Here is a 1,043-nt window from a genome sequence, read left to right as displayed (position 1 = left end):
TGTGAAGCTTCAATAGGTTGTATCCGGTGTTCATCCGGACTGGGTTTGAGAGACTGGAAGTCGCCAAACACCCAATCCACCCAAAGGATCCAACCGGATGAACACCCATAAGCATGCCCGACTTACGTACGCGCGCCGACTGCAGATGGTCATGGAGATGACACAAGAAGATCTGAGCGCCTGCGAAGCCGCCGCCAAGCATGGCGTGACCGCCGCCACCGCCCGGAAGTGGTTGGGACGCTACTTGGCCGGGGGCGAGGCGGCCTTGATCGATGCATCATCGCGGCCCGCTCGTTCCCCCCGTTCGATCGAGCCTGGCAAGGCACTGCTCATTGTGGAGTTGCGGCAGCGGCGAATCATCCAGTCCCGAATTGCCCAGAGCGTGGGCGTATCAGAGGCGACTGTCAGCCGAGTGCTCAGGCGCGCCGGTCTGTCCAAGCTGTCGGACTTGCAGCCGCGCGAGCCGATCCAGCGGTACGAACACAAGGAAGCAGGCGATCTGCTGCACATCGACACCAAGAAGCTAGGCCGAATCGAGCGCCCCAGCCACCGTGTGACGGGCAACCGCCGAGACTCGGTTGACGGGGCCGGCTGGGAGTTCTTGTTCGTGGCCGTGGACGACCACGCCCGGGTGGCGTACACGGGCATGTTCCCGGATGAACGCGGCGCCAGTGCGGTGCAGTTCCTTCGCGATGCTGTCGCCTACTACAACCGTCTGGGCGTGACCATCAAGCGCCTTCTGACCGACAACGGCTCAGCCTTCCGCTCCAAGCCGTTCAAAGCCGCGTGCGAGCAACTGGGCATCCAGCACAAGTTCACACGCGCCTACCGACCACAGACCAACGGCAAGGCCGAGCGGTTCATCCAGTCGGCCTTGCGCGAGTGGGCCTACGGCTGGGTCTACCAGACCTCACTGCAGCGCCAACACGCCTTGCTGAGCTGGCAGCACCACTACAACTGGCACCGCCCGCATCACGGCATCGGCCGCGTCCCTCCTGCCTCTCGCCTACCCGGGCCTCGATACAACCTCTTGACAGTTCACA

General features: G+C 63.2%; 1 protein-coding gene. It reads left to right on the top strand.

The window, feature by feature from the left end; translation table 11 throughout:
- Positions 1–97: 97 nt before the first annotated feature.
- Positions 98–1,043 (top strand): IS481 family transposase (locus tag M8A51_RS26165; RefSeq protein WP_251781561.1); only part of this gene is annotated, 946 nt, incomplete at its 3' end.

The sequence above is a fragment of the Caldimonas mangrovi genome (assembly GCF_023721835.1).
Classification (GTDB): Bacteria; Pseudomonadota; Gammaproteobacteria; order Burkholderiales; family Burkholderiaceae_C; genus Caldimonas; species Caldimonas mangrovi.
The sequence above is the reverse complement of the archived record's forward strand: the minus strand, read 5'-3'. Positions and strand labels throughout refer to the sequence as shown.